We start from the raw sequence: 25,494 nt of genomic DNA, 5'->3' as shown, positions 1-25,494 counted from the left end.
ATTTTAGATTAATTTTATTTTGTTTGTGATGAAAGTCGACTTTTTTTGTAAATTTGTTTAATTATCACTGAGATTGAATTATAGCTAATGTTATTTGTCTATTGTATTGGTTGCATGAGTTAGCTAATGTTATTTAATCAGTATAATAAATAGTTGTCGAGGTCTGCGTGAAAAAACTTAGTCAAATCGGGGTTATTGTGTGTGTTGCTCTATTGAGTGGACTAAGTTTGCCTGTCAGTGCGTTTGTTATTCCCCCTTCGAGCCAATCTCTGGCAGCGACTAAACTGGTTCATATTCAGATTAAAGCCAAGCAGGGTGATGCAGATGCCCAATTTTTATTAGGGTTAATGAACCTTTCGGGGCGATATGTTGCTCAAGATACTAAACAAGGGCTAAGTTGGGTTAATCTTGCCGCGCAGCAGCAAAATATCAAAGCGCAACAAACATTAGCAGACTTATCTTTTGAAGGTAAATTATTTCCACGAGATTTAGCATTGGCAGAAAAATGGTATCTGCAAATGACTGAGCAAGGAGATAAATGGGCTCATTTTCGTTTAGGGTTTATTTATTCTGCTGGTGGCGATGGTGTTATACGTAATTGTGGTAAAGCGATGGAGCAGTTTAGTGCTGCAGGTGATGCAATATCAATGGGTAATATAGCTTGGATATTAGCCACATGTCCTGAAGCTCAATATCGTGATGGATCACGTGCGCTGTCGATTTCGTTAAAATTACTTGAACATAATCAAAATGACCCAACGGTATTAGATAACCTTGCTGCAGCCTATGCGGAAATAGGTGATTTTACTTCTGCTATTGATGCTCAGAAAAAAGCGATTGATGCGTTGAGAAATAAACCGGAGATTGCGCGCAGTGATGAATTTATTTTACGCTTGAAGCAGTACCAAAATAATCAAGCTTATCGAGAAATTATTCCACTCATGTAGTGCCAATAAAACGCTAAGGTTCACTTAACGGTATTAAAGTTGATATTGGCTTGAGTATCGGGGTATTGGATTGCGTTGATGTGCTTAATGCACTAACAGATCGAGAAGGGGGATTAGTACTTTAAACACATCAACTGTCGTTATTTCGCCTGAAATCACGATGCGGTTATCTTAGTCTTTCTGACTTAAATCAAGCTTAATCGAGCTTAATATCATCTAGACTTTGCAACTCGATACGTTTATCCATTAAGTCTTTAATTAATGGAGTCAAAATTAATTCCATCGCTAATGACATTTTTCCTCCGGGCACAACCAGCGTATTGACCCGTGACATAAATGAGCCTTGGATCATATTAAGGTAATAAGGGAAATCAACATTGTTAATACCGCGAAAGCGGATTACAACAAAGCTTTCATCTAAGCTCGGAATGTCTTTTGCACTAAAAGGATTAGAGGTATCTACGGTGGGAACCCGTTGAAAGTTAATATGTGTCCGTGAGAATTGTGGCGTCATGTGTTTAATATAATCGTCCATGCTGCGCACAATTGAACCCATTACTTTTTCACGACTATGACCCCTATCATTGGTATCGCGAATAATTTTCTGGATCCATTCTAAATTGACTATCGGAACCATGCCGATCAAAAGATCGATATGTTTAGCCACATCAGCGTCTTCTGTTACCACACCACCGTGTAGTCCTTCGTAATACAGCATATCGGTATTTTCAGGTAAATCACGCCACTGGGTGAACGTACCTGGCATTTGGTTGAATGGAACGGCTTCGTCGAATGTATGTAAATAACTGCGAGTCTGACCATTACCTGTGTCACCGTAACTGGTAAAACATTCTTCGAGTTTTTTGAAGTTATTCGCTTCGGGACCAAAATAACTTAAATTACGATTTTCAGCCTGTGACTTTCTAATTAATACTTCCATTTCTGCGCGAGTGAAATTATGAAAACTGTCACCTTCAACGAATGCTGCAGTAATACCTAGCTGTCTAAAAATATGAGTAAAGGCAGTAGTTGTCGTTGTTGTGCCAGCACCGGATGAACCAGTTACAGCAATAATAGGGTGTTTTGCTGACATGTTATTTGCCTAGGTAATGTTGTGGACGCAAAAAATCGAGTCACTAGTTATACGGTAATTATCACCCGTCGGTCAATTATTCAGAGGTAACAATGTGATTATTTTGCCGAAATAATATCATTTTTTATTGCGACTAGTCGGCAGATGGACGCGAAATATGTTCGCGTTGTCGTATCGCAATAGACTCATCATCCTCACTAAACTCAACCACTAGCTCACCTTTTTTTAGTGCGAGCTTACATTGTTCCATTGCTCTAGCTAATTGTTGCTGATCGGCATCACTAAAACTACCGTCTTCAAGTTGCGATAATAAATATTCTTTTATGATACCTTGCAGCGTTTCTTGGGGTAATGACAGTAAAGCTTCATATGGCACAAGCATGGTGTATTCCTATTAAAGATCTCGCTGGGAAGATGGAGGGGCGTACTCGGATACTGTAGCTCCAGCAAGTTGAATAAACTCCAGAATACGATGTTCGAGGTAAAAACGTGGTTTCCAAGGCCATCCACCTTCAATAAACCCGACATGCCCGCCAAAATCATGCAATTCATATTCAACCATGGGTGATAATTGCTCTTGATTTGGGATGACATCATCAGTCATAAAGGGATCATCTTTGGCGTGGATCACTAATGTGGGCTTAGTAATATGTTGTAAATAAGCAAGGCCACTAGATTGCTGATAGTAATCATTGACGTCAGTAAAGCCGTGTAATGGCGCGGTGACTTTATCGTCGAACAAGTAAAATGTATCCAGTTTTTTCAGCTGACTTTTACTGATAGGCATTTGCTCGGCCAACTCTGGGGTATTAATTTTATCGAGCATTTTCTGTTGTAAGCGCTTTATTAAGAATCGCTGATAGTGAGTTGAAAAGCCACTTTCTAAGCGTTTGGCACATGCTGCTAACTTGAGCGGTGCAGACACCACAACAGCCCGTTCAAGTAGGCTGTGTCGTTCGGTGCTACCTTGGTATTTTGCCAATACATTGCCGCCCAAACTGTAGCCAACGGCATATAGAGGTGAATCAGGATAATAGTGTTTTAGTTGTGCTAGGGTAAATGCAAAATCGTTAACATCGCCGCTATGATAACTGCGAGCTAGGCGATTTGGCTCACCAGAGCAGCCTCGATGATGATGAACAACAGCAGACAATTTGGCTTTTTTTGCTTCAATGAGCATTCTGCGTGCATAATGTGATTCTGTGTTACCTTCAAGGCCATGAATAATCACTAAGATAGGCTCACCATTTTGAGCTTGGCCTAACCAATCTAAATCGATGAAATCGCCGTCAGGTAACTCTTGTCGCTGTCTAAATGTTGTTGGTCTGGCTACTTTGAAAAGCAATGGTAGAATCGTTTGGATATGTGGACTTGCAGCCCACCAAGGCGGAGTAAACAGCTTTTTCATAAATGGAATAATTCTACAATTGTTTGTGAAATTTAAACGTATTTTTAAATGTTTGTCGTGCCACTTTACCACATAAAAAATACTGACAACAATAAACTCAAAGGGAAGTAAATGAAGCGACGATCCTTTATTACTGGTGCTTTTGTCGGAACTGCGGCACTCGCGCTAGGTGTTAACTTGTATTCGCCAAGTGTCACCAATTCGATGGATGATATTCATCACCGAGTCTTGTTTAGTGTACTGATCCCAGTGTTCTTAGATGGTGCATTACCTGAAGTGCCTAGCCACAAAGAGATTGCGATTAATCGCACTTTAGATGCGATTTCGCAATCAATAACTCATTTACCCATTGAGCAACAACAAGAGTTGATGGAATTGCTGGAGTTGCTTGAAGGACGCTTTGGCTTATTGTTGCTAAGTGGCAGTATGACACCGCTGTTAATGCGTGAACCACAGCAATTGATCGACATGTTAGAGTTTTGGCGTCATAACTATTTGGACATGTTAACAACCGCTTATAACGGATTACGTGAATTGATAATGGCAAGTTACTATGCCTGTCCGGAACATTGGGGCAATTTACGCTATGTAAAGCCCACTTTCTTGGTGCATAACGCGCATTAATCCCTTATGTAAGGAGCTCTCCCTTGGCCATTATTGATCCTATTATCACCGGATTAAGCTCAGGCTGGCATCATATTGATGCCAGTACCTTAGAAATGGATCGTCACTTTGACGCTGATGTAGTTATTGTTGGTACTGGAGCAGGTGGCGGTACCGCTGCAGAGATACTCACTGAAGCGGGTTTAAAAGTGATTATGATTGAAGGTGGATCGCTTAAATCATCAACTCACTTTGATATGGAAGAACGTCACGCTTATCCTAATTTGTACCAACAAGCGGCGGCGATGAAAACCGCAGATAAAGGCGTGGGTATATTTCAAGGCCGAACTGTGGGCGGTTCAACAACAGTCAATTGGACCACATCCATCAGAACACCCGAGCAAACCTTAGCTTATTGGCAGCAAGAAAAGTCGGTAAAAGGTTTGTCTTCGCAAGATTTACTACCTTGGTTTGAGCTAATGGAACAGAGGCTCAATATTGAGCAGTGGCAATTTGAGCCCAACCGTAATAACGGTGCTTTGCGAGAGGGTTGCGAAAAGTTAGGTTGGGATTACACCGTTATTAAACGCAATGTAAAAGGATGTTGGAATACCGGTTACTGCGGCATGGGGTGTCCTGTTAACGCCAAACAATCAATGCTAGTGACCACCATACCTGCCGCATTAGATAAAGGTGCAACGCTGATTTCTCGGGCTAAGGTAATCAAACTTGAACATAAAGGCGATCAAGTTGTTGGCTTAACGGCTCAGGCATTAACCGAAGGTTTAGCACCAACGTCAGTTAAGATTACCTTCACCGCTAAGCATTATATTTTAAGTGCAGGGGCTATTCATACGCCGACGATTTTAATGCGTTCAAATACCCCTGATCCGCATAAGCAATTAGGTAAAACGTTTTTACATCCGTCATTGCTATCGGGCGGAATTTTTGCGGAACAAATTAATGGTCACAGTGGTGCGCCGCAGTCCATATACTCAGATGAATTTGTTTGGCGTGATGGTGCAAGTGGCGATCTAGGTTATAAGCTTGAAGTTGCGCCTGTACATCCAGTGCTGATCGCATCTAAAACCATTGGTTATGGTGTGAGCCACGCACAGTTAATGGCTAATTTTAACCAAATGCAGGTCACCATTGCGCTTATTCGTGATGGTTTCAATCAACAATGTCCTGGTGGACAGGTAAGGTTAACCGACACCACTTTTGCGTTAGATTATCCGTTAAACCAAGGTTTTTGGGATGGTGCACGCAGAGCATTTTTGTCTATGGCGGAACTGCAGTTTGCTGCCGGCGCTAAAAAGGTGTTACCAATGCATGATGGCTTGGCTTTTCTTAATTCGTGGGGTGAAGCGAAGCAGGCGATTAATAACGCAGATTTAGGTTTATTAAAAACCATTGTCGCCTCAGCCCATGTGATGGGAGGTTGTGCAATGGGTGAAGATAAAACCCTTTCAATGGTCGATGGCTTTGGTCATTCTCATTATCTTGAAAATTTATCGGTCATGGATGGTTCGGTATTTCCCACCAGTTTGGGGGCTAACCCTCAATTGTCTATTTATGGGATTGTCGCACGAAATGCGACGGCATTAGCTGAGAAGCTAACTCAAGCTAGTTAACTCAATTAACTTGATATACTGGCTATGGTCGGTATATCAAGTGATACTGAGGAGGATGTGTCGGTATTAGATAGGTAGCTCATTTGTCCCAATACTGATTATGTATGTGACTAGCATAATGATGAATGGTTAGTTATTTCTCCGTCATCTTGGTAGCGCTTGTGAGCCAGAAAGCAACTCCATTCTTTATAGCCTGTATCTGCTATATTTTTCCATAACCACTTGTTAATTAATGTTGTAGATTAACTAATAATGATAGCCATTTTATCGTCATAAAATACCATTATGGGTGGATGTTACTGTGACTCTAATGGACTGTGGATAATTGCTGAATAAACGGTGATGGTGTATTACAAACTAATAACACCTTGCGGATTTAACTCAGTCATAATAGCTTCATTTAAGCCGAATAAGCTCAGGTAGTGTTGTATATTGCTAGGCCCACAATGATCGGAGTTAACCGTTTCACCATCCAGTAAATTCAACTTTTGCAACAGCATATTTTGAGATTTTCGTTCCATAATTAACTCAACATCGAGCATTTTCTGATACTCGTCGTTGGCTAAGTGAACCTTAGTGATCCGACGTAATCGTCGATAAGGTTGTAACACATTCGCTTCCCATTTTTCCACTACACTGGTTAATGTTTCCCAGTGCTGCTGCATCAAAACGTAATGTTGTTGATCAAGGTATTGGGCTAATAATAAAATGTTAATATTTACTTGGTAACTGTCTTGTAAGCGTATGTAAAATTCAGGATTAATTGAATAACTTTGCTCGCAATGATGCCAAATTGTGTGACTAAACATTTGGTGATGAATAAAATGCGACATACCATTTCCTTTGCTGTGTCGATGTTATTAATAGACACTATAATTAATAATAAATCAATATGAATCAATTTGTTATTGAAAATCCTGTTCAATAACTTCAATCTGCTCTTGAATCTCTAACCAATTCATTTCGCTTTCATCCATGCTTTGCGTCAGCGTGGTGCGTTCGTTGAGAACATTAGTCATTTTAGCCTTGTTTTCTGCTTCGTATAAGCTGCCATCGGCTAATTCAATTTCTAATTCGGCTAATCTTTTACTAATTTTCTGTTGTTGGGTCTCTAACTTTATTTGTTGTTTTTTCAGAGGTGAAACTTGTTGGCGTAGTTCAGCGGCCATTCTTTTTTGCTGCTTTTTATCAACCGTGTTACCGCTGGTGGCTGTATCCGTTTTATTGTTGGCTTGGGCCAATTTTGCGGCATCTAGCAACCATTGATGATAATCATCTAAGTCGCCGTCAAAAGGTGTCACAGCGCCTTGATCGACTAAGTAATAGTCACTACAACTTAAGCGTAATAAGTGACGGTCATGGGACACAATAACCATTGCGCCTTCAAAGCTTTGCAATGCCATAGTGAGCGCGTGGCGCATTTCTAAATCTAAATGGTTGGTGGGTTCATCGAGTAACAATAGGTTAGGGCGCTGCCAAACGACTAATGCTAATACTAGGCGGGCTTTTTCGCCGCCAGAAAAAGGTCGTACGGGCGACAAAGCCATATCACCATTAAAGCCAAATCCACCTAAAAAGCTACGTAATTCTTGCTCGCTAGCATTAGGCGGCGCAAGTCTGACCAAGTGTTGCATTGGGGTATCATCAAGACTTAAAAATTCAACTTGGTGCTGAGCAAAATAACCAATGTTTAACCCTGGGTTAGGTTGGTATTTACCCGTTTTGGCCTGTAATTGACCTGATAACAGTTTAATAAGTGTCGATTTACCCGCACCGTTTCTGCCCAATAGACCGATTCGCGCGCCTGGAACCAGATTTAACTCAACTTGTTTGAGGATGATTTTATCTTCATAACCAATAGAGACATTTTCCATCACTATTAGTGGATTTGGTAAGGCTTCAGGTTTCCTAAAGGCCATTTGAAATGGATTGTCTACTTGTGATGGCAATAACTCAGCCATGCGTTCGAGGGCTTTTAAGCGGCTTTGTGCTTGTTTAGCTTTACTGGCTTTATAGCGAAAACGATCAACAAATGACTGCATATGTGAACGTTCTTTCTGTTGGCGCTCAAAGGCCACTTGTTGTTGTGCCATACGTTCTGCACGCACACGTTCAAAAGAAGAGTAATTGCCTTTGTAATAATTTAATTTGTGATTTTCGACATGAACAATTTCACCGACAATGCCATCAATAAAGTCACGATCGTGACTAATTAAAATAAGCGTACCTTGATAAGATTTTATCCAACCTTCTAGCCAATACATAGTATCTAAGTCTAAGTGGTTGGTTGGCTCATCGAGTAATAATAGATCGGAGCGGCATAACAAGGCTTGGGCTAAGTTGAGGCGCATTCGCCAGCCCCCAGAGAAGCTTTTGACTGGATTGCGTTGGTCTACATCCTTAAACCCTAGGCCGGCTAATAACGCGCCTGCTCGAGCGTGAATGGCATAACCGCCAATAGCATCAATTTTGCCATGAATAAGTGCAATGGCATTACCGTTATTATCGGTTTGAGCTTTGTCTAACTCGGCTTCAAGTTGACGGTATTCAATATCGCCATCAATAACGTATTCTAATGCGGAGACATCTAACGCTGGTGTTTCTTGAGCTACTGAGGCAACTTGCCAACCTGCAGGGAAGCTGAATTCACCTTTATCAAGATGCAAATGACCCAAAATCAAGGCAAGCAGTGATGATTTACCGGTACCATTGGCCCCAACAAGGCCAACCTTATGTCCGGGATAAATCGTCAGTGAGGTTTCATCGAGTAAGGTTTTACTGCCGCGAATTAACTGAGCTTGGCTAATGTTGATCATTAATTACAACTTGATATTTGAGAATAGAATAATGGTGCAGATAATATCGCATATACGATTTATTTCCCACAATCACGGGACTCATGTGGGCTAATCATGGCAAAATAGGCACATAAAGTAGATAAATACCTCCTTGAGTAAACATCTCAGTCAGTAACCACTAAGTCGAGTAAGTCATGACCAAAATTAAAAAGCGTTTTGTCGCCGGCGCTAAATGCCCTAAATGCGGTGCTAAAGACAGTATTTTATTGTTTAAAGAAAATGGTATTGAAACTGTTGAATGCACTGAATGTGATTATCGTGAGCAGCAAACTGATATTAAAGCGCCTCAAAAGACCAGTGGCAGTATGATTGGGGTATTTAAACCAGACTAAAACATATTTAACTGAAATATACCTCAGCAGGTATGGTGAGTGAGGCTAATTATTTATATCGTTATCGGGTGGCGTTTCGGTAGCGATCTTTGTTCTCTGCTGCTCTAATATGCTGATGAAATCTGTATTATGTTTATTTAGATCATCAAAGCGTTTGGTCACCTGTTGTAGCTCTAAAGCATAACTGGGATCGTCTTTGGGCTTGGTCTGCCAGTAACGTTTACGATCGAGCTTTTGCAGTTCACTGGCGCGTAATATTTCAAAATAGCTGTTTTCTTGCTTTAAGCGATAAATTTCGCCATCAAGCAATTTCAACAATTTCTGTTTCGAAAGAGTTTGGTTATTAAGCAATGCTGTTAATGGATCTTCTTTGAGTTCGCGCTTGTCAGAGTCGATTTCGGTGGTAATACCTAATTGGTATTCAATTTTATGTTGGCTATATTCTTGCGGACAAACAGTTTGGCTGAAAACGACTTTTTCATCCATCATGCATTTGTAAATAGTATTGGCTTGAGCAGTAAAAGCGCTCATGGTCAGTACCATCAATAATAGTCTTTTTGCCATACGGCCACACATCCTTTTGTTATCACTATTTTCGATATCAGAGCGTTAGATTATAAATACTAACCCTTATCTATAATCCCTAAAGTCTAACAACTGATTATTCTGTTTAGTTGGCTATGCCAACAATTGGTTATGGTAACAATTGGCTATGGCAACAATGATATTACGCTAGTGATATTATTGGTTAAATATGACGCAATTTTATCGATAAAGCCAGTTTTTTGGCAATAGGAATTTAAAATAATAACCAAATCTTTGTTTATTATTTATCGACTTAAGCTGATAAAATTGCTGTGTTAAGTGGGTATTAACTCAAGTGACGTTTAAATGACACATTATCGATTAAACGAGCCTTGCCTAGATACGCGGCGGCAATAACAACGAGTTCGCTGTCTGTGGCGGTGATTTGACGTAATGTATTGGCATTTCTCACTTCGAGATAATCTGGGGTAAAGCCAGCATTAACCAGCTGTTTTTCGGCTTTTAAGATAGCGTCTTGTATTGCTTCACCGTGTTGAATAGCGCTAATAATAATATCTAGTGCCTGTTTTAATGTCGCAGCAGAGTGTTTTTCATCTGCGGTTAAATAGCCGTTACGTGAACTCATTGCCAGACCAGATTGTTCACGAATAGTCTCAACACCAATGACTTTAATTGGCATCGATAAATCTTCAACCATGGTTTTGATGATCATCAATTGTTGAAAGTCTTTACGGCCGAATAAAGCGATATCAGGCTGAACAATATGAAACAGTTTGGTGACAATAGTTGCCACACCACGAAAATGACCTGGGCGGCTGGCACCACATAATTCATTGCCAATATCAGGTACTTCAACAAATGTTTGTTGTGCTAAACCTTTAGGGTAAATCATCTCTGGTGTCGGAGTGAACAGTATTGCTGTTCCGGCAGCCATCAACTTGTCGCTATCTTGTGCGAGTGACCGTGGGTAACCGTCTAAGTCTTCGTTGGCACTAAATTGCAGTGGGTTAACAAAAATAGATACAACCACATGATCTGCATGCTTTTTGGCTTCATTCACTAACGTAATGTGACCTTGATGTAAGTTGCCCATTGTTGGTACAAAGGCAACTGTTTCGCCGTTACGACGCCAAGCATTAACATGTTCGCGAATGGTTGAAATAGCAGTGGTGGTAATCATTTTCTGTTGGAGCCTTAATAATAAAACATCGTCGTTATTTGATGTACATTCAAAGTTAATGATTAATTAAATGTATGTTCTTCAGCAGGAAAAGTGCCGTTTGCCACTTCATCAATGTAGGCTCTGATCGCCGAGCGGATTTCACCAGTTTGCTTGAGATAGTTTTTAGAAAAACGCGGAATATAACCACTGGAAATCCCTAAAACATCATGCATTACCAGAATTTGTCCATCAGTGTCGGCACCTGCACCAATACCAATAACCGGGATCGTTAATGCTTCAGTGATGGCTTTAGCAAGTGGAGCAGGAATACATTCAACCACTAATAATTGCGCACCAGCGGCTTGTAATGCTTTAGCTTCATCTAGTATACGTTGAGCGTTGTCGGCATCGCGGCCTTGTACTTTAAATCCGCCAAATACGTTGACTGATTGTGGGGTTAACCCCAAGTGCGCACATACCGGTATGCCGCGTTCAGTTAACATTTTTACGCTTTCAAGTAACCAATGTCCCCCTTCTAATTTAACCATACTGGCACCCGCTTGCATGAGTGTTGCAGCGTTTGTCATGGTTTGCTCAGGGGTGCTATAGCTCATAAATGGCATGTCTGCGATAAGTAATGCACGCGCAACACCGCGTTTAACACAAGCTGTGTGGTAGGCAATATCGGCAATGGTTACTGGTAAAGTATCGTCATGGCCTTGCAGTACCATACCCAGAGAATCGCCAACTAAAAGTACATCAACACCTTCGCTGTCAAATGCGCTGGCAAAACTGGCATCATAGGCCGTTAATGCGGTGAACTTTTTAGCTTCTTGTTTGAACTTGATTAGGGTCGAACCGGTGACTTTTGACATAGTAGACTCTTAAAACAATATTGAAATACTAAAAGTTGAGCTTAATGTTCTGTCTGTTAAGATCAACTTAAATCGATAAGTTTTTGCAATTCATCGCGCATTGCTACACTAATAAGGCTTTCAAGACTGGTGTTGCAAGGCAGTGTTAGCGTTGGAGCAATATCTGCTAATGGCACTAATACAAAACTGCGTTGCTTCATGCCGTAATGAGGCACAGTAAGCCGTGGTTCATTTATGTGTTGTTGACCATACAATAATAAATCTAAATCTAAGGTCCGTGGGCCCCAGCGTTCAAGTCTAACTCGACCATGTTGCAGCTCAATGGCTTGCAATGCATCAAGTAACTCAACAGGCTGTAAGCTTGTTATAAAACCTGCTACAGCATTAATGTAATCAGGCTGTACAACGTCACCCATTGGCTTGGAACTATAGTAACTAGACACACTTAACGAACCTTCTAAGGCTAATCTTTTAAGTGCGTCGACTGCATCATCTAATTGTTGTGTTGGGTTGGCTAAATTAGCCCCCAAAGCCACATAAACTTGAGTTGCCGGCATTATTACTCTGCTTCTGGTTTCGCTTTTGCCACAGGTTTACGACGTCGTTTACGCTGTGGTGCATTTCTGTTGCGAGTATTACTGCCTTTGATACTTTTCGCTATGTCGCTACGGTCAGTTTCATCGGCTTCAACAAACGCTTTCCACCACTCAGCTATCTTGGCGGTATTGCCCGCTTCAGCTTCGCCGCGTAATAACAGTAAATCATAAGCCGCTCTAAATTTAGGGTGCTCTAACAGTTTAAAGGCTCGTGTACCTTGACTGCGCTCTAAGCGAAGTTGCAGCTGCCAAATATCACGTGCTGGAGTGCTAAATCTGCGTGGCAAACTAATAGTTCGACACTGTTGTTCAAGTACATCACCCATTGCAGCAACATGTGCATCGTAATGAGTTAAGCCACTTTCAATGGCGATATCGTCGGCTCGTTGTTTAATTGGGTACCATAATATCGCCGCGAAAAAGAATGCTGGTGTGACTGATTTATCTTCGCTGACACGAATATCGGTGTTGCGCATAACGGCTTGCAGCATTTTAGCTGTATAGCCTTTTGGTGATTCTTCGATAAGCTCGCCGACTTGTGGAAACAAGGGCGTGAATAAACCAAAGCGTAGCATCATCTGATAATTGGCTTCTGCTTTACCGGCAAAGAAGAGTTTTAATACTTCTTCGTACATGCGTGCCGCAGGGATATCGCTTAATAATGGTGCTAGTGCTTTGATGGGGTCCGCGGTAACTGCGTCGATTTGCATATCAAGTTTAGTGGCAAAACGAACAGCTCGGAGCATACGTACTGGATCTTCGCGGTAGCGAGTTTCTGGATCACCAATGAGCTTAATTGTGCGAGCATTGAGGTCGTTTATACCACCGCCATAACTGCGAATAGAATAGTCGTTAATGTCGTAGTAAAGAGCATTAATGGTAAAGTCACGACGCTCTGCATCCTCATCAATTCCACCGTAAACATTGTCGCGTAACAAACGCCCTTCGGCATTAGATTTAGACACCTTATCGTCGCTTTCACTGTGGTGACCGCGGAAGGTAGCTACTTCGATGACGTCACGACCAAAAACGATGTGTGCCAATCTAAAGCGACGTCCAACTAAACGACAGTTACGAAATAATCGCTTTATGTCTTCTGGGGTAGCGTTGGTGACGACGTCAAAATCTTTTGGTTCAAGTCCTAAAAGGATATCGCGGACACCACCACCCACTAAATAGGCTTTATAGCCTGATTTATTAAGACGGTAGAGTACTTTTAGTGCGTTTTCACTAATTTGACGACGTGAAACTGAGTGGCCATCTCTGGAGATAATATCCAGACGCAAGCCATCTTCTTGAATGGACTCTTCAAGCACTGGAGCTACTTTGTTGGTTTCAAATAGCTGTTTGCAGAATTGGCTAATACGGCGAAAAATAATACACCTCGGAATGCTAGAATAATTTGATTAAAAATCTGGCGGGTATAATACATTAAATGTAATCGAATGAGTATACATGCCGTAGTGCTAAAAAGGTTTAATGCCATAACTTATACTGAATGGTAACGATTGCTAGCTATTTCTCGCCGATAAGATAATTTCTTTTTTTGCCGGAATAGTGCTTATATTAAATTGTTCTATGGCTTGTTCAAGCATCACCTCTACCGAATCATAATCAACGGTTTGCTGACCCAAGAAGGCTAGTGCGGCATTTATACTCGCCTGTGGCTTGATTATATCGATGGCGGGGGCATGATTTTGTTTTGATAATTTAAAGCTTTTTTCGGTACAGGCTAACGGTAAATGTAGCCAACTAGGTTGAGCCAATCCCAGTTGTGAAAACATGCTTATTTGTCGGCAACTGGATTCAAGTAAATCACAACCTCTGACAACTTCAGTGATACCTTGATAGGCATCATCGAGCACAACAGCGAGTTGATATGCATATAAACCATCGCTACGTTTAATAATAAAGTCTTCTTCAGCAAAGTGTTTATCAACAATCACATGGCCTTGAATTTGATCAACAAAACTATCTGTTTTAACCCGATTACGAATTCGAATCGCGCCGTGTGTCAGTCTAGGTTGATGCCGACCGCAACGGCCATCGTATACACCACCGCTGCTTTGAATGATTTTTCGGCTACATTGACAGTAATAAGCATCGTCACTGGCGATAAGTGCATCAATTTGGTTTTGATAGGCCTGATGTCGTTGGTGTTGAAATAAAACGGTGCCATGCCAATGTAAGCCATAGGCATCAAGTGTTCTAAGGATGCTATCACTTGCACCGGTAACTTCACGTGGGGGATCAATGTCTTCTATGCGAACTAACCATTGGCCTTGCTGACTGTGCGCGCGAAGATAACTGCCTAATGCAGCAATGAGTGAACCAAAATGAAGCGGGCCTGATGGGGATGGCGCAAAACGTCCGATATAGGAAGTAGTACTCATGGTTTGGTGATGCTTTGGGGTCACTAATACAGCATTGCTTTTGTCACCACACCATAGGGTGGTAAAACAACGATGTTGTTAAGTCGGTTAAATAAAGAAAACAAAAGAGCGAGATAATCTCGCTCTTTTTGATAACGGATTAACCCGCCATTTGTTTTTCTTTGATTTCAGCTAGGGTCTTACAGTCGATACATTGATCGGCAGTAGGACGAGCTTCAAGACGACGGATGCCAATTTCGACACCACATGAATTACAGTAACCAAAATCATCTTCTTCGATTAGTTGTAACGTCTTTTCAATCTTTTTGATCAGTTTACGTTCTCTATCACGTGCGCGTAATTCCAAGCTGAATTCTTCTTCTTGTGCTGCACGGTCTACAGGATCAGGAAAGTTTGCAGCTTCATCTTGCATGTGAGTTAACGTACGGTCGACTTCTTCACGCAATTGGTTACGCCATGCTTCGAGGATCAACTTAAAGTGACCACGTTGCTTGGGATTCATATACTCTTCACCAGCTGATTCCTGGTAAGGATCTACACCAGCGATAGCGAGTACGCCAAGTTTTTTCGTGCCTTGAGGCATAACGCATCTCCTGTAATAATTTGCGTTTTAAGGGCGTCTTAAATTTACGGCCGCTATCTATAACAGAAACTCTACAGCGTGGCAAATTTTTTACTTTTTATTTTCACTTTTTCTTTGATTTACGCCATCACTTTACATGAGGTCGTTATCTGACTTTCTAATGGTGAAAGTTCAGTTTTATACGCTAACACTTCAACCCCCTCCAATACTGCTTGTTGAAATAAATCGGCATACTGTGGATCGATATGTCGTGCGGGTTTAACGCACTCTATGCCGCTGTGTTGCACCACAAATAATAATACTGCACGGTGTCCTAATGCGACCATGTGCATCAGCTCTCGTAGGTGCTTTTGTCCTCGAGTGGTCACAGCATCTGGGAAATAGCCCATCTGTTGTTCTAGTAAGGTACAACTCTTCACTTCAATATAGCAGTCTGGTTGGTTTTGGCTAGTGAGTAAAATATCGATGCGGCTGTTTTCATTGCCGTATTTCACTTCACGTTTTAGGTTGTCATAACCTAGTAGCTCAGGTATCACTTGTCGATTAATGGCTTCTTCTGCAAGTGCATTGGCTCGTCCGGTATTAATCCCGATAAGTTGTTGCTGATCCGTCTGCATTAATTCCCAAGTGTGGGCATATTTACGTTTGGGATTATCTGAGGTGGAAAACCATACTTTTTCTCCTGGAAATAAACAGTTTTTCATTGAACCAGTATTAGGGCAATGAATGGTGATTTCTTGCCCATTAGGCAGTTCAATATCAGCAAGAAAGCGTTTATAACGCTTAATTAATACACCGGATTCTAATTTGGGAGTAAATTGCATCGATGACTCATTTGATGAGTTGATTTACAACAATGCTAACAAACTTTAGCTTGGTTTATCGATTATGTTTTGTCTACACTACTGCCATTGACTCGTGATTAAACACGAGTATTGATGTTATTAGGCTTACTAAAAGGGATTATTATGAATATTATGACCGTTACTCTCACCACCGAAGCCCCTGCAGAACATTGGGGTAAAGCTGATGTCACTTATCAAGGTACTAAAGCGACGATCCATTTATCGGGTGGCGATGAACTGCGACAAGTGCAAATGGCCGCAAGAAAAATTCGCACTCAAGGCATCAATGATGTGCAGCTAGAGGGTGGTTTATGGAATTTGCATTCACAGTGGGCATTTGCGCAAGGTTTTGCTACGGCTAAAGCAGGATACCAAGTGGATTGGTGTGGCAGTGATGCTGACAAAGAGACGTTGAACCATCGTGCTGTAGCAGCCCAGTTTGCCCGTAAATTAATTAATGATACCCCTGAAGATTTATCGCCGTTGTCTTTGGCCAATCAAGCTGCGTCTTGGTTAAAAAATATTGGTGGCGACCATGTCAGTTTTACTATTGTTGAAGGCCAAGAATTATTAGAGAAAAAATGGGTCGGTATTCATGCTGTTGGTCGTGGTAGTGAACGTCCTCCTGCGTTGTTAGAGCTCGACTTTAATCCATTAGGCGCTGATGCACCTGTATCTGTGGCTTTAGTGGGTAAAGGCATTACATTTGACTCTGGCGGTTATAGCTTGAAGTCGTCAGAAGGCATGTTAGCAATGAAATGCGACATGGGCGGCGCAGCGACTGTTACTGCAGCGTTGGGATTGGCGATGAAGGAGGGGTTAAATAAACGCGTTAAGCTATTCCTTTGTTGTGCGGAAAATCTAATCAGCGGCCGAGCCTTTAAATTAGGTGACATTTTAACGTATAAAAATGGTACTACGGTTGAAGTGGTTAATACTGACGCTGAAGGGCGTTTAGTACTGGCAGATGGTTTACAAGCCGCGTCAGAAACGGGTGCTGGCTTAATTATTGACGCAGCAACATTAACTGGTGCAGCGGTGATGGCGGTGGGTTCAAATTATAATGCGATTTTTTCACCACAAATGGCAACATTACAATTAGCTCAAAAGAGCGCAGCTGCAGTATCTGAGAATGTATGGCCGTTGCCGTTAGATGCTTGGCATAAGGATATGTGTCCATCAGCTTATGCAGATACAGCTAACAGCCGACCAACCAAAGGCGGTGGCGCGGGCGGTGCATCAAATGCTGCTGGGTTCTTATGGCGTTTTGTGTCACCAGAAGCAAATTGGTTGCATGTTGATTTAGCGGCTGCATTTGAATCATCTGCATCACCATTGTGGGGCGCAGGTGCCACAACTCATGGCGTATTGACGATAGCTGAGTTATTGAAAGACTAATTATTTTTGAGCGTGACAAAGCCGTCGTTCACCTTATGTGACGGCGGTTTTTTATTCTTTGAGCTTTAAAGGCCAACTTTTTAATATCGTATAATGAACATTATTGTGCTGACGAGTCGATTGATATAAATGTAAATGGCTCGGTGCAATGGTGAGTTGAATGTTCGATTTAGTTTTTGGCAGTGATACCGATGTCACTCCGCGAAATAGACTAATATGTGGAATATAGTCATATTGATTTTTTGCGAGTTGGTGAATATCTGCAATTCTCCTAACGGCATCTGCCATAGTGTGCAATGATGCACAGGCTTGTCCTTTTAAGCAGATTAATTTTGCAGCTTGCCACCAATCTAAGGTATCGATAGTTTGGTTAAATTTGGTCTTTGGTCTTTGGCATTTGTTCTATAGCGGTAAGAATATCAGCGTAACTGGTCGGATCTACTGAACCTAAAAAGCCTAATGTTAGATGTAAATTGTGTGCTAAAACCATTGCGGAGTTAGTGTCTGTTTTATATTTAAGTAATTGTTGTAAAAGTAATATTTGTTGTGTTTGTGGTTTGTCTAGACTAAAGCCCACAAATAATCTCGCTGATGGACATGATTGCATTCGGTTGGGCCTGTGATCAGTTGGGTTGAAACATAAGCGTGAATAGATTATTAATAGCACTTAATGTAAAAATTTATCACATTATCAGTTAACTATTTAACCAATATGGTACTTATCTTTAGCGATAAGCTCCATGTGATAAGTGACTTTATTCCCAGCAAATTGAATTGCTAACCTTAACTGAGTTGATGAATGACCAATAGTACCCAGCAACTATTGAAAAGCGTTTTTACTGATGGACCTATTGAAGGCAATAATACTTCGGTGTTATCACTGCTTAATCAGGCTCTGCAATTAGTTTGCAAAAGAATGGAATGCACTGCTGCATTTGTGTTGACTAGTCAATATGATAAATTATTCGCAGTTGATAGTGATATAATCGATACCACTGAACAACAATGTGTCAGTTATTTTGGTGCATCATCCACATCAGAACCACTTTTTAATCAACAGCTTCAAGATAACTTTCCTTTATTTGAATCCATACTCTGCAATCATCAACCTATTATTTATGCTTCTTTAGCCGAACAAGAGTTAATCGCTGCCGACAATCCAATATTAATCCCGCTTTTAGAGATATTTGATGACCTTGATATTGACTGTAAACATCTTGGATTAAGCTCAGTATTACAGGTGGGTAATGTTAAGGTTGTACTTGGGACCTTGTGTGCATCAGATACTAATCCTGTGGCCAATCAGTATGACGATCCATGTCAATTTGTACTCAATTTACTTGAAGACACAGCATATCAACTAGCGTCTTCATTAGAGTTACGACGTTTAGCAGTGCTATTTGATAACAAAAATAAGCAGTATCAAGAGCTATTTCAATTATTGCCTATGCCATGTGCGCTGATTGATTTACACGATAATGTGGTACTGCAAAATGGGGTGAGTAAACATAGTTTACCTATAACCATAGGGCAGAGTTTATTTAACTTATTACGTGAAGACGATCATCCACTGCTACTTGATACATTGCATATTGTTCGTGAAGGGATTTTACGCCAAGCTTGGTGTGAAGTGCCGCTACGAAATGGAGTTCAAATTAAGTGGTATAAGTTTAGTTTTTGTCAGGCTCTTAATCAGCAACAGCAGTTATTGTTAATGATTGAAGATGTGACTGAGCGTTACCGACTTACCGATGAATTGTCGTTTCATTCAAATTATGATGTGTTAACTGGATTACCCAATCGGTTGCAGTTTGAAAACATGCTTGAAGAACTATTACATGAAGAAGATCAAGTACCTGCTTGTATAGCGTTTATCGATTTAGATCAATTTCAGGTTGTGAATGATTTAAGCGGACATCAAGCTGGTGACATACTGCTACAACAAGTGGCGACACGATTAAAACAATTACTGCGTAAAGGTGATGTTGTTGCTCGTTTAGGCGGCGATGAGTTTGGATTATTGATGCATTACTCAGATATGTCATCATCACAACAAGTGGCTAAACGGATTTGTCAGCAATTATTTGACCATGAATTTATTTGGAAAGGTATTAAGCACAATATCAGTGCCAGTATTGGGATCGCCAAGGTAGATTATGCTGATCCTGATATTTATGGCGTTATGAGTAAAGCGGATGCTGCTTGCCGATTAGCCAAAGAAAAAGGTCGCAATTGTTGGCATTTTTATAATCCTGAAGACCCACAAATGCACTTCATGTATAACCAAATGCTTGCTTCTGTTGATATTACAGGAGCGTTAGCCTTAAATCAGTTTGAATTATTTTATCAATTAATTGAGCCGCTAGATAAACCCGAGACTGGTATTCACATGGAAATCTTGCTGCGTATGGTACAAAGCGATGGCCAATATATATCACCAGGTGTATTTTTACCTGCAGCCGAACGTTATAACTTAGCGCCACGAGTCGATAAATGGGTCATTGACCATTTATTGAAGTGGGGTGGCAATAATTTAGCCATCTGGAAGCAACTTTCTATGGTGTCGGTAAATTTATCAGCTATGTCGCTTGCGGATAAAGAATTTATGAATTGGCTCGAAATGCGCTTGATGGTAGAACCTGAGCTAGTGAGTAAGTTATGTTTTGAAATTACTGAAACAGCAGCGGTAAGTCAGTTAGATCAAGCCACAGGATTAATCGATTTACTGGAACCTTTTGGGTGTAAAATTGCTTTAGATGATTTTGGTTCTGGTTTTTCCAGTTTTGCTTATTTGAAATGTCTTGACGTAGATTATGTTAAAATCGATGGTCAATTTGTGGTAAATTTATGTGAAAACCGCAGTGATAAAGCCATTGTTTCAGCCATTTGTCAGCTTGGTAAAGACATGGACTTTGAAGTGATTGCAGAGTTTGTGGAAAACACCGAAATTGGTGTATACCTGAAAAATATTGGTGTCGATTATGCTCAAGGTTATGCCATTAATAAACCGACCCGATTAGCAGAATTACAGAGTGGTTTACGAACACCGTGGTTAACATAAATTGAGTCAATAAAGTGATCTGATGGTCAAAGATGATTAATTGACTCGTGAAACCGGCAGTTAATGACACTTCGGTGCAATTGTGGGTAGAATGAACCTTAGAAAATTGCCGTAAAAGTTAATATCCTTGACCTCAAAACAAGCATTGCCGCAAATAGAATCATTGATGACCACTAAATTACCTATTCACGCGGTGCTCAACGCATTACGTGAGCAGTTTGCCACCCATTCACACATTATTCTTGAAGCGCCTACCGGTGCGGGCAAATCAACGGCATTGCCATTGGCCATGTTAGCTTGGCCTGAAATTAGTGGCAAAATTTTGATGCTTGAACCTCGTCGAGTCGCCGCCAGAAATGTCGCACAATTTATTGCCCAACAATTGGGACAATCTGTTGGGCAACTGGTGGGTTTTCGTGTGCGCGGCGAGTCAAAAGTCAGCGCAAATACTCGTTTAGAAATAGTGACTGAAGGTATTTTGACCCGAATGATCCAGCAAGATCCTGAACTGAGTGGGATTGATGTGATTATTTTCGATGAAATTCACGAGCGTCACCTCCCTACCGATTTAGGCTTGGCTTTAGCATTGGAAGTACAGCAATCATTACGTGACGATTTACACATTATTGCTATGTCAGCCACCTTGTCGGGTTTGCCACTAGACACCTTGATGCCTGATGCTGCGAAAATACACAGCGATGGCTGTAGTTTTGCCGTTGAGATTGCTTATCAACCTTGCCCTAGCCAACAGATGTGGCTAACGCATATGTCTCGTGTGATCATCGATATCATTTCAGACTCCAATCTAACGCCATATCAGCAAGGTAGTGTGCTCGCATTTTTACCTGGTAAAGGTGAGATCCGTAAATTAGCCGGACTATTACGTCAGCGTTTGGATGCATCATGGCTTATTTGTCCTATGTATGGCGACTTGTCGTCAGCGGAGCAAGATCTCGCCATTCGCGCAGCAGAACCGGGTAAACGTAAAATCGTCCTCGCGACCAATGTGGCTGAATCAAGTTTAACGATTGAAGGTATTACCCTTGTCATAGACAGTGGTTATCGACGTGAAGCGAGTTTTAACCCTAAAACCGGCGTGACACGCTTAGGGCTTAAGCGTATTAGCCAAGCCTCGGCAATTCAGCGTAGTGGCCGTGCAGGGCGTTTAGCAGCTGGTTATTGCGTGCGTTTGTGGAGCCAAGAAGAGCAAGGACGAATGCGTAACGTTGATGAACCCGAAATCACTCAAGCAGAGCTCACTGCAATGGCGCTTGATTGTGCCAATTGGGGGGCTAAATCATTTGCCGAATTATCGCTGCTCACACCACCGCCGCAGATCCATGAACAAGTTGCTTGGCGGTTACTCATTCAATTGGAATTAATTGACCAGCAACATAAGTTAACACCACTTGGTCGAGAGGCTTATGCATTAGGTTGCCATCCGCGCTTAGCGCATATGCTGCTTAAAGCTAAACAACTTGCTTTGCAAGACAATCAGCCACAGCTTTGTCTGTTAGCATGCGTTTTAGCAGGCATTATTGAAGCCCGTGGATTACCGAAAAAAGGCGCTGATATTCATCATTATTTGACCGAGGCTTTGCAGGGACAGATTAAACAACAAGTAAGACAATGGCAGCAATCCTTGGCGATATCGGGACAGGTCAATGAAGCAATACGTAATGCATCCACACGTGATATTAGTTATTTGTTAGCACTTGCTTACCCAGATCGTATTGCCAAAGCCCGTGGTCATGAAGGCTTTTTATTGAGTAATGGTACTGGTGTGGTGATCAATGCCGATGATAGTTTGGCTCATGAACCTTGGTTAGTGGTCGCTGACTTTCAAGAAACTCAAGGGCGTAATGCCGGCCAAGTGTACCTTGCTACTAAATTGGATGAACGCTTATTTACGGCAGAGCTTGCTTCGTTAGTAACTACTCACATTCACGGTGGTTGGGATGAAGCAAAAGGGCGGTTTTTTGCTGAAAAACATACCAAAATCGGTGAGGTTATTATTAAAACCGATACTGGAATTACACCAGAGCCCGCACAAATTACCGCCGCATTATTGGAACAGGTCCGCATTAAAGGGTTAACAATTCTTAATCGTGATGACAAATTAATCCAGTTACAATATAGGGTTGAATTAGCACGTCATTTTACACCAGAGCATGATTGGCCTTGCTTAACCGATGAGCATTTATTAGCGACACTAGAAGATTGGCTTGGGCCCTATTTAGATAACATTCGCTCACTGGCCGCGTTAACTAAGGTTGGTGCTTATGGGTTGGTGAAAAACTTACTCAACTGGCAACAACAACAGCTATTAGAACAATTAGTGCCGACACATTGGCCTATGGCAACAGGTACTCGTGCCCCTATTCGTTACCAGATGCCATTAGATGTTGATGGGCATTTTTATCATAACGCCGAACAACAAGGACGAGCTTTATTAAGTGTACGATTGCAAGAAGCGTTAGGCTTAGCGCAAAGCCCGACCATATTACACGGCAAAATGACGGTAACAATGGAGCTATTATCGCCAGCACAAAGACCATTAGCAGCCACAGCTGATTTAGCCAGTTTTTGGCAAGGTCCTTATATGGAAGTAAAAAAAGAAATGCGCGGTCGGTATCCAAGGCATTTATGGCCAGATGATCCTGTGAACACAGTAGCAACCAAATATACTAAAAAGAAAACGCCTGGCTTGTAGATAAGCGATAGCATTTATTAGCTATATGTACATATTTCAGGATTATATGGAAAACGAATCAATCAGTTATGACAAAAAAAACCAGAAAAACTAAAAAGTCTTCGGCCACAGCAAAAAAGCGTGGTTCATCATTGTGGCGTAAAATCTGGTCACTCACGTGGAAATTAGCCATTGTGGGTGCCGCCGTGGTCAGTTTTTATGCGATTTATTTAGACCAAATTATTGCGCAAAAATTTGAAGGTCAAAAGTGGCATTTACCTGCTCAAGTGTTTAGTCGTTCAATGGCGCTATACCCAGGTGCGGCAATTAACCATCCTCAATTAATGGCAGAGTTGAAACTGCTTGGTTACCGAAAAGTGGCTAACCCAAGGCAAGTTGGCGAGTTTTCGGCTTCAAGTACTCGTATTGAATTATGGCGTCGTCCTTTTTTACATCCCGAAGGCAATCAAGCTGAGCAACGCGTAATGATTAGCTTTGACTCTGAAGGGGTGAGTTCAGTGACTCGCATGTCTGATAAGCGTGAATTGGCGGTATTCCATCTAGAGCCTGTATTACTCGACCGCATTGTTGCTGGCGACGGAGAAGATCGTTTATTTGTTCCAAGTCCTGAGATCCCTAGCATTATTATCGATGCACTCATTTTAGTGGAAGACCGTAGCTTTTATGATCATTTTGGGGTTAATCCCTTAGCTATTGCCCGTGCGGCAATGGTCAATATTACTGCTGGCCGAACTGTGCAGGGCGGTTCAACGTTGACCCAGCAATTAGCCAAAAACTTCTTTTTAAGCAGTGAGCGCTCTATAGTGCGTAAAGTACGCGAAGCGTTAATGGCGCTGATTATTGATTTTCGTTACAGCAAGGATGAAATTTTAGAAGCCTACCTAAATGAAGTGTACATGGGGCAAGATAAGTCTCGTGGTGTACACGGCATGGGCTTAGCCTCACAGTTTTATTTTGGCCGTCCTGTTGGTGAGTTAACGGTATCGCAGCAAGCCTTTTTGGTGGCGGTAATTAAAGGGCCATCTTATTACAATCCGTGGCGTTACCCTGAACGAGCTCAAGAACGACGAGACCTCGTTTTACGCATATTAATGGAAAATGATAAGCTTACTGTCGCGCAATATAAGGCCGCTGCAGAGTCGCCTATCGGCTTACGTAGTGCAAAAAAATCAGTGCATCAAAAATTACCCGCATTTTTTGCTGTTGTGAAACAAGAGCTCCGTGATCGTTATGGAGATTCGTTACTGCAACAATCGGGCGTTAAGGTGTATACCACGCTAGATCCTATGGCCCAGGAAGCAGCAGAAAAAGCAGTGACATCTACGATGTCTTCGTTAAATAAACGCGCTAAAAATATTCAAGTGGGTATGGTTGTTACTGATAAGTACAGCGGCGGTATTGCGGCCATGGTTGGCGATAAAGTACCCGGTTATGAGGGATTTAACCGTGCCGTTGAAATTCGTCGCCCAATCGGTTCTTTAATTAAACCTTTTGTATATGCCAGCGCATTAAACCAAAGTGATAAATTCACCTTGGCTACACCTGTTGAAGATAAGCCGATAACATTAAAAAATGAACAAGGTAAAACATGGTCACCAAAGAACTTTGACAAGAAATTCAGTGGTAAAGTGCCTCTACTCACAGCATTTAAAGATTCGATGAATGTCCCCACAGTTAATGTCGGTTTAGCCGTTGGTGTTAATAATGTTGCTTCTACACTACAAAAATCGGGTTGGGCTGATGATATTTCACCTTATCCATCTATGTTGCTAGGTGCTGTGAATGGTTCGCCATTGATGGTTGCACAGGTTTACCAAACTTTGGCTGACGGAGGTCGTTATCGTAAATTAACCTCTATTACCGCGGTGTTAGATAGTCAAAATCAAGCTTTGGATGTGAGTCGTGCGGCTGGATCCCAAGCGATCAATCCTGCGACAGATTATTTAATCCAATATGCGATGAATCAAGTGGTACGTAATGGCACAGCTAAGCGTTTAGGTGCCGCTTTTCCTGGGGTGCGTTTGGCGGGTAAAACGGGTACCAGTAATGACAGTCGTGATTCATGGTTTGCCGGTTTTGATGAACGTAACGTAGCGGCCATTTGGGTAGGCCAAGATGATAATAGTAAAACGGGTTTGTACGGTAGTAGTGGAGCAATGGCTGTGTATCAAGCATTTTTGCAACAACGCCCACCACTGAGTTTACGTATGATCCCTGTTAATGGAGTTATTAATGGTTATTTTGATCGCACCACTGGTGCGGCTAAGCAAGGCAATTGTGACAATATCATTGGTCTGCCAGCGCTAGATAGCAGCTATAGACCCGCAAAAAATTGCGGTGAATCTTTGTCTTGGTGGCAAAAGTTAGTGGGTAATTAGTTAATGGATGCTAATAAAAAGCCCAAGATATAGATTACCTTGGGCTTTATATTGGGCTGTGTTTCGGTT

23 protein-coding genes are annotated in these 25,494 nt (G+C 41.6%); 8 read left to right on the top strand and 15 right to left on the bottom strand.

The window, feature by feature from the left end:
- The first annotated feature begins 167 nt into the window (after positions 1-167).
- On the top strand, positions 168-947 hold the full coding sequence (locus ABIS04_RS15930; protein WP_371833607.1) for a sel1 repeat family protein: 780 nt from the start codon (positions 168-170) through the stop codon (positions 945-947).
- Positions 948-1,143: 196 nt separating this feature from the next.
- Here the strand turns inward: ABIS04_RS15930 and ABIS04_RS15925 are convergent, their stop codons facing one another.
- The 3 genes from ABIS04_RS15925 to ABIS04_RS15915 all read right to left on the bottom strand — a co-directional run bounded on the left by ABIS04_RS15925 (position 1,144) and on the right by ABIS04_RS15915 (position 3,448).
- Positions 1,144-2,040 (bottom strand): phosphoribulokinase, encoded by an 897-nt coding sequence (locus tag ABIS04_RS15925; RefSeq protein WP_137225508.1) that lies wholly within the window; start codon positions 2,038-2,040, stop codon positions 1,144-1,146.
- A 133-nt stretch (positions 2,041-2,173) separates the two neighbouring features.
- On the bottom strand, positions 2,174-2,422 hold the full coding sequence (locus ABIS04_RS15920; protein WP_350431694.1) for a YheU family protein: 249 nt from the start codon (positions 2,420-2,422) through the stop codon (positions 2,174-2,176).
- A 12-nt stretch (positions 2,423-2,434) separates the two neighbouring features.
- Positions 2,435-3,448 carry a hydrolase gene (locus tag ABIS04_RS15915; RefSeq protein ID WP_137225512.1) on the bottom strand — a complete coding sequence of 338 codons (1,014 nt, stop codon included), beginning with the start codon at positions 3,446-3,448 and terminating at the stop codon, positions 2,435-2,437.
- Between the two features lie 111 nt (positions 3,449-3,559).
- On the opposite strand from ABIS04_RS15915, the gene ABIS04_RS15910 reads away from it, so the two are divergent.
- Complete coding sequence (locus ABIS04_RS15910) at positions 3,560-4,072, top strand: TAT leader-containing periplasmic protein (protein WP_140235121.1); 513 nt, start codon at positions 3,560-3,562, stop codon at positions 4,070-4,072.
- A 23-nt stretch (positions 4,073-4,095) separates the two neighbouring features.
- Positions 4,096-5,685, top strand: coding sequence for a GMC family oxidoreductase (locus ABIS04_RS15905; protein WP_137225516.1), 1,590 nt, complete (start codon positions 4,096-4,098; stop codon positions 5,683-5,685).
- 350 nt (positions 5,686-6,035) lie between these two features.
- Here ABIS04_RS15905 and ABIS04_RS15900 read toward each other — a convergent pair whose 3' ends face one another.
- On the bottom strand, positions 6,036-6,518 hold the full coding sequence (locus ABIS04_RS15900; protein ID WP_350431693.1) for a TIGR02444 family protein: 483 nt from the start codon (positions 6,516-6,518) through the stop codon (positions 6,036-6,038).
- Positions 6,519-6,590: 72 nt separating this feature from the next.
- Positions 6,591-8,501: an ABC transporter ATP-binding protein gene (locus ABIS04_RS15895; protein ID WP_140235118.1), complete on the bottom strand. Its 1,911-nt coding sequence runs from the start codon at positions 8,499-8,501 to the stop codon at positions 6,591-6,593.
- Positions 8,502-8,677: 176 nt separating this feature from the next.
- On the opposite strand from ABIS04_RS15895, the gene ABIS04_RS15890 reads away from it, so the two are divergent.
- Positions 8,678-8,875, top strand: a complete 198-nt coding sequence (locus ABIS04_RS15890) for a YheV family putative zinc ribbon protein (protein WP_137225522.1) — start codon at positions 8,678-8,680, stop codon at positions 8,873-8,875.
- A 45-nt stretch (positions 8,876-8,920) separates the two neighbouring features.
- On the opposite strand, the gene ABIS04_RS15885 is transcribed toward ABIS04_RS15890, so the two are convergent.
- From ABIS04_RS15885 to sfsA, 8 genes are all read right to left on the bottom strand, one after another.
- Positions 8,921-9,439 (bottom strand): DUF4124 domain-containing protein, encoded by a 519-nt coding sequence (locus ABIS04_RS15885; RefSeq protein WP_137225524.1) that lies wholly within the window; start codon positions 9,437-9,439, stop codon positions 8,921-8,923.
- Between the two features lie 307 nt (positions 9,440-9,746).
- Positions 9,747-10,601 carry a pantoate--beta-alanine ligase gene (gene panC, locus ABIS04_RS15880; protein ID WP_350431691.1) on the bottom strand — a complete coding sequence of 285 codons (855 nt, stop codon included), beginning with the start codon at positions 10,599-10,601 and terminating at the stop codon, positions 9,747-9,749.
- A 62-nt stretch (positions 10,602-10,663) separates the two neighbouring features.
- The gene (panB, locus tag ABIS04_RS15875; protein WP_137225528.1) at positions 10,664-11,458 is read right to left on the bottom strand and encodes a 3-methyl-2-oxobutanoate hydroxymethyltransferase; all 795 of its coding nucleotides are present in this window, start codon (positions 11,456-11,458) and stop codon (positions 10,664-10,666) included.
- A 62-nt stretch (positions 11,459-11,520) separates the two neighbouring features.
- Entirely contained in the window at positions 11,521-12,015 is a 495-nt protein-coding gene (folK, locus tag ABIS04_RS15870; protein WP_350431690.1) for a 2-amino-4-hydroxy-6-hydroxymethyldihydropteridine diphosphokinase, read from the bottom strand.
- 2 nt (positions 12,016-12,017) lie between these two features.
- Entirely contained in the window at positions 12,018-13,325 is a 1,308-nt protein-coding gene (gene pcnB, locus ABIS04_RS15865) for a polynucleotide adenylyltransferase PcnB (protein WP_350433460.1), read from the bottom strand.
- 240 nt (positions 13,326-13,565) lie between these two features.
- Complete coding sequence (gene gluQRS, locus ABIS04_RS15860) at positions 13,566-14,447, bottom strand: tRNA glutamyl-Q(34) synthetase GluQRS (protein ID WP_350431689.1); 882 nt, start codon at positions 14,445-14,447, stop codon at positions 13,566-13,568.
- A gap of 139 nt (positions 14,448-14,586) precedes the next feature.
- Positions 14,587-15,030, bottom strand: a complete 444-nt coding sequence (gene dksA, locus ABIS04_RS15855) for an RNA polymerase-binding protein DksA (RefSeq protein WP_137225536.1) — start codon at positions 15,028-15,030, stop codon at positions 14,587-14,589.
- Between the two features lie 119 nt (positions 15,031-15,149).
- The gene (sfsA, locus tag ABIS04_RS15850; RefSeq protein ID WP_137225538.1) at positions 15,150-15,854 is read right to left on the bottom strand and encodes a DNA/RNA nuclease SfsA; all 705 of its coding nucleotides are present in this window, start codon (positions 15,852-15,854) and stop codon (positions 15,150-15,152) included.
- Positions 15,855-15,998: 144 nt separating this feature from the next.
- On the opposite strand from sfsA, the gene pepB reads away from it, so the two are divergent.
- Positions 15,999-17,273, top strand: a complete 1,275-nt coding sequence (gene pepB / locus ABIS04_RS15845) for an aminopeptidase PepB (protein ID WP_350431688.1) — start codon at positions 15,999-16,001, stop codon at positions 17,271-17,273.
- Between the two features lie 51 nt (positions 17,274-17,324).
- Here the strand turns inward: pepB and ABIS04_RS15840 are convergent, their stop codons facing one another.
- Entirely contained in the window at positions 17,325-17,570 is a 246-nt protein-coding gene (locus ABIS04_RS15840) for a hypothetical protein (RefSeq protein WP_350431687.1), read from the bottom strand.
- A 73-nt stretch (positions 17,571-17,643) separates the two neighbouring features.
- Positions 17,644-17,880, bottom strand: a complete 237-nt coding sequence (locus tag ABIS04_RS15835) for a 2'-5' RNA ligase family protein (RefSeq protein WP_350431686.1) — start codon at positions 17,878-17,880, stop codon at positions 17,644-17,646.
- 192 nt (positions 17,881-18,072) lie between these two features.
- On the opposite strand from ABIS04_RS15835, the gene ABIS04_RS15830 reads away from it, so the two are divergent.
- From ABIS04_RS15830 to mrcB, 3 genes are all read left to right on the top strand, one after another.
- Positions 18,073-20,334, top strand: coding sequence for a bifunctional diguanylate cyclase/phosphodiesterase (locus ABIS04_RS15830; protein WP_140235110.1), 2,262 nt, complete (start codon positions 18,073-18,075; stop codon positions 20,332-20,334).
- Between the two features lie 166 nt (positions 20,335-20,500).
- Entirely contained in the window at positions 20,501-23,047 is a 2,547-nt protein-coding gene (gene hrpB / locus ABIS04_RS15825; protein ID WP_350433459.1) for an ATP-dependent helicase HrpB, read from the top strand.
- Between the two features lie 68 nt (positions 23,048-23,115).
- A complete protein-coding gene (gene mrcB / locus ABIS04_RS15820) occupies positions 23,116-25,425 on the top strand; it encodes a penicillin-binding protein 1B (protein ID WP_350431685.1) in 2,310 nt (769 codons plus the stop codon).
- The last annotated feature ends 69 nt before the right edge of the window (positions 25,426-25,494 follow it).

Source organism: Shewanella sp. H8 (assembly GCF_040285065.1).
GTDB classification, from domain to species: Bacteria; Pseudomonadota; Gammaproteobacteria; order Enterobacterales; family Shewanellaceae; genus Shewanella; species Shewanella polaris.
Note: the sequence above shows the minus strand (reverse complement) of the source record. Positions and strands in the feature narration are given on the sequence as shown.

Excerpts from the sequence above, each read along its gene's own strand:
- ABIS04_RS15925 (WP_137225508.1), bottom strand. The coding sequence starts at position 2,040 with ATGTCAGCAAAACACCCTATTATTGCTGTAACTGGTTCATCCGGTGCT.
- ABIS04_RS15920 (WP_350431694.1), bottom strand. The coding sequence starts at position 2,422 with ATGCTTGTGCCATATGAAGCTTTACTGTCATTACCCCAAGAAACGCTG.
- ABIS04_RS15915 (WP_137225512.1), bottom strand. The coding sequence starts at position 3,448 with ATGAAAAAGCTGTTTACTCCGCCTTGGTGGGCTGCAAGTCCACATATC.
- ABIS04_RS15910 (WP_140235121.1), top strand. The coding sequence starts at position 3,560 with ATGAAGCGACGATCCTTTATTACTGGTGCTTTTGTCGGAACTGCGGCA.
- ABIS04_RS15900 (WP_350431693.1), bottom strand. The coding sequence starts at position 6,518 with ATGTCGCATTTTATTCATCACCAAATGTTTAGTCACACAATTTGGCAT.
- ABIS04_RS15895 (WP_140235118.1), bottom strand. The coding sequence starts at position 8,501 with ATGATCAACATTAGCCAAGCTCAGTTAATTCGCGGCAGTAAAACCTTA.
- ABIS04_RS15890 (WP_137225522.1), top strand. The coding sequence starts at position 8,678 with ATGACCAAAATTAAAAAGCGTTTTGTCGCCGGCGCTAAATGCCCTAAA.
- ABIS04_RS15885 (WP_137225524.1), bottom strand. The coding sequence starts at position 9,439 with ATGGCAAAAAGACTATTATTGATGGTACTGACCATGAGCGCTTTTACT.
- panC (WP_350431691.1), bottom strand. The coding sequence starts at position 10,601 with ATGATTACCACCACTGCTATTTCAACCATTCGCGAACATGTTAATGCT.
- panB (WP_137225528.1), bottom strand. The coding sequence starts at position 11,458 with ATGTCAAAAGTCACCGGTTCGACCCTAATCAAGTTCAAACAAGAAGCT.
- folK (WP_350431690.1), bottom strand. The coding sequence starts at position 12,015 with ATGCCGGCAACTCAAGTTTATGTGGCTTTGGGGGCTAATTTAGCCAAC.
- gluQRS (WP_350431689.1), bottom strand. The coding sequence starts at position 14,447 with ATGAGTACTACTTCCTATATCGGACGTTTTGCGCCATCCCCATCAGGC.
- dksA (WP_137225536.1), bottom strand. The coding sequence starts at position 15,030 with ATGCCTCAAGGCACGAAAAAACTTGGCGTACTCGCTATCGCTGGTGTA.
- sfsA (WP_137225538.1), bottom strand. The coding sequence starts at position 15,854 with ATGCAATTTACTCCCAAATTAGAATCCGGTGTATTAATTAAGCGTTAT.
- pepB (WP_350431688.1), top strand. The coding sequence starts at position 15,999 with ATGAATATTATGACCGTTACTCTCACCACCGAAGCCCCTGCAGAACAT.
- ABIS04_RS15835 (WP_350431686.1), bottom strand. The coding sequence starts at position 17,880 with ATGCAATCATGTCCATCAGCGAGATTATTTGTGGGCTTTAGTCTAGAC.
- ABIS04_RS15830 (WP_140235110.1), top strand. The coding sequence starts at position 18,073 with ATGACCAATAGTACCCAGCAACTATTGAAAAGCGTTTTTACTGATGGA.
- hrpB (WP_350433459.1), top strand. The coding sequence starts at position 20,501 with ATGACCACTAAATTACCTATTCACGCGGTGCTCAACGCATTACGTGAG.
- mrcB (WP_350431685.1), top strand. The coding sequence starts at position 23,116 with ATGACAAAAAAAACCAGAAAAACTAAAAAGTCTTCGGCCACAGCAAAA.